The 3,159-nt window shown below is 52.9% G+C and carries 2 rRNA genes; both read left to right on the top strand.

What is annotated here, in order from left to right:
- Window positions 1-29 precede the first annotated feature (29 nt).
- Window positions 30-2,937: ribosomal RNA gene (locus BVU99_RS24880) — 23S ribosomal RNA — on the top strand.
- Window positions 2,938-3,036: 99 nt separating this feature from the next.
- Window positions 3,037-3,152: ribosomal RNA gene (gene rrf, locus BVU99_RS24875) — 5S ribosomal RNA — on the top strand.
- Window positions 3,153-3,159 lie beyond the last annotated feature (7 nt).

The following is a 3,159-nucleotide window of genomic DNA, read 5'->3' as shown; positions in this document are numbered from 1 at the left end:
CGAACGATGGAAACATCTTCGGGTTGTGAGGTTAAGTGACTAAGCGTACACGGTGGATGCCTAGGCAGTCAGAGGCGATGAAGGGCGTGCTAATCTGCGAAAAGCGTCGGTAAGGTGATATGAACCGTTATAACCGGCGATACCCGAATGGGGAAACCCAGTGTGTTTCGACACACTATCATGTCATGAATACATAGTGGCATGAGGCGAACCGGGGGAACTGAAACATCTAAGTACCCCGAGGAAAAGAAATCAACCGAGATTCCCCCAGTAGCGGCGAGCGAACGGGGAGGAGCCCAGAACCTGAATCGGCTTGTGTGTTAGTGGAAGCGTCTGGAAAGTCGCGCAGTAAAGGGTGATAGCCCCGTACACTAAAATGCACAGGTCGTGAGTTCGATGAGTAGGGCGGGACACGTGACATCCTGTCTGAATATGGGGGGACCATCCTCCAAGGCTAAATACTCCTGACTGACCGATAGTGAACCAGTACCGTGAGGGAAAGGCGAAAAGAACCCCGGCGAGGGGAGTGAAATAGAACCTGAAACCGTGTACGTACAAGCAGTGGGAGCACCTTCGTGGTGTGACTGCGTACCTTTTGTATAATGGGTCAGCGACTTATATTTTGTAGCAAGGTTAACCGTATAGGGGAGCCGTAGGGAAACCGAGTCTTAACTGGGCGATTAGTTGCAAGGTATAGACCCGAAACCCGGTGATCTAGCCATGGGCAGGTTGAAGGTTGGGTAACACTAACTGGAGGACCGAACCGACTAATGTTGAAAAATTAGCGGATGACTTGTGGCTGGGGGTGAAAGGCCAATCAAACCGGGAGATAGCTGGTTCTCCCCGAAAGCTATTTAGGTAGCGCCTCGTGAACTCATCTTCGGGGGTAGAGCACTGTTTCGGCTAGGGGGCCATCCCGGCTTACCAAACCGATGCAAACTCCGAATACCGAAGAATGTTATCACGGGAGACACACGGCGGGTGCTAACGTCCGTCGTGAAGAGGGAAACAACCCAGACCGCCAGCTAAGGTCCCAAAGTCATGGTTAAGTGGGAAACGATGTGGGAAGGCATAGACAGCCAGGATGTTGGCTTAGAAGCAGCCATCATTTAAAGAAAGCGTAATAGCTCACTGGTCGAGTCGGCCTGCGCGGAAGATGTAACGGGGCTAAACCATGCACCGAAGCTGCGGCAGCGACGCTTAGGCGTTGTTGGGTAGGGGAGCGTTCTGTAAGCCGTTGAAGGTGGCCTGTGAGGGTTGCTGGAGGTATCAGAAGTGCGAATGCTGACATAAGTAACGATAAAGCGGGTGAAAAGCCCGCTCGCCGGAAGACCAAGGGTTCCTGTCCAACGTTAATCGGGGCAGGGTGAGTCGACCCCTAAGGCGAGGCTGAAAAGCGTAGTCGATGGGAAACAGGTTAATATTCCTGTACTTGGTGTTACTGCGAAGGGGGGACGGAGAAGGCTAGGCTAGCCGGGCGACGGTTGTCCCGGTTTAAGCGTGTAGGGGGTGTGACCTGGTAAATCCGGTTGCATACTAACCCTGAGGCGTGATGACGATGCACTACGGTGCAGAAGTAGTTGATGCCCTGCTTCCAGGAAAATCCTCTAAGCATCAGGTAACATTAAATCGTACCCCAAACCGACACAGGTGGTCAGGTAGAGAATACCAAGGCGCTTGAGAGAACTCGGGTGAAGGAACTAGGCAAAATGGTGCCGTAACTTCGGGAGAAGGCACGCTGGCATGTAGGTGAAGTCCCTCGCGGATGGAGCTGAAGCCAGTCGAAGATACCAGCTGGCTGCAACTGTTTAATAAAAACACAGCACTGTGCAAACACGAAAGTGGACGTATACGGTGTGACGCCTGCCCGGTGCTGGAAGGTTAATTGATGGGGTCAGCCGCAAGGCGAAGCTCTTGATCGAAGCCCCAGTAAACGGCGGCCGTAACTATAACGGTCCTAAGGTAGCGAAATTCCTTGTCGGGTAAGTTCCGACCTGCACGAATGGCGTAATGATGGCCAGGCTGTCTCCACCCGAGACTCAGTGAAATTGAACTCGCTGTGAAGATGCAGTGTACCCGCGGCAAGACGGAAAGACCCCGTGAACCTTTACTATAGCTTGACACTGAACATTGAGCCTTGATGTGTAGGATAGGTGGGAGGCTTTGAAGCGTGGACGCCAGTCTGCGTGGAGCCATCCTTGAAATACCACCCTTTAATGTTTGATGTTCTAACTCGGCCCCGTGATCCGGGGTGAGGACAGTGTCTGGTGGGTAGTTTGACTGGGGCGGTCTCCTCCCAAAGAGTAACGGAGGAGCACGAAGGTTAGCTAATCACGGTCGGACATCGTGAGGTTAGTGCAAAGGCATAAGCTAGCTTGACTGCGAGAGTGACGGCTCGAGCAGGTACGAAAGTAGGTCTTAGTGATCCGGTGGTTCTGAATGGAAGGGCCATCGCTCAACGGATAAAAGGTACTCCGGGGATAACAGGCTGATACCGCCCAAGAGTTCATATCGACGGCGGTGTTTGGCACCTCGATGTCGGCTCATCACATCCTGGGGCTGAAGTAGGTCCCAAGGGTATGGCTGTTCGCCATTTAAAGTGGTACGCGAGCTGGGTTTAGAACGTCGTGAGACAGTTCGGTCCCTATCTGCCGTGGGCGTTGGAAGATTGAGAGGGGTTGCTCCTAGTACGAGAGGACCGGAGTGAACGCACCACTGGTGTTCGGGTTGTCATGCCAATGGCATTGCCCGGTAGCTAAGTGCGGAAAAGATAAGCGCTGAAAGCATCTAAGCGCGAAACTTGCCTCAAGATGAGTCTTCCCTGGGCCTTTAAGGCCCCTGAAGGAACGTTTAAGACTAAGACGTTGATAGGCTGGGTGTGTAAGTGCAGCGATGCATTGAGCTAACCAGTACTAATGATCCGTGAGGCTTAACCTTACAACACCGAAGGTGTTTTTAGAGAGATTTTCAGCGAAGTTCCGAGATTGGTTCTGATGGCTTCATGGAAGTGAGGCGGTTGGAATGAAACAGAATTTGCCTGGCGGCAATAGCGCGGTGGTCCCACCTGACCCCATGCCGAACTCAGAAGTGAAACGCCGTAGCGCCGATGGTAGTGTGGGGTCTCCCCATGCGAGAGTAGGACACTGCCAGGCATCAAAT

Origin of the sequence: Serratia sp. OLAL2 (assembly GCF_002752475.1) — a bacterium.
In the GTDB taxonomy this organism is placed as follows: domain Bacteria; phylum Pseudomonadota; class Gammaproteobacteria; order Enterobacterales; family Enterobacteriaceae; genus Serratia; species Serratia bockelmannii.
This window is presented reverse-complemented; position numbering and strand designations above follow the sequence as displayed.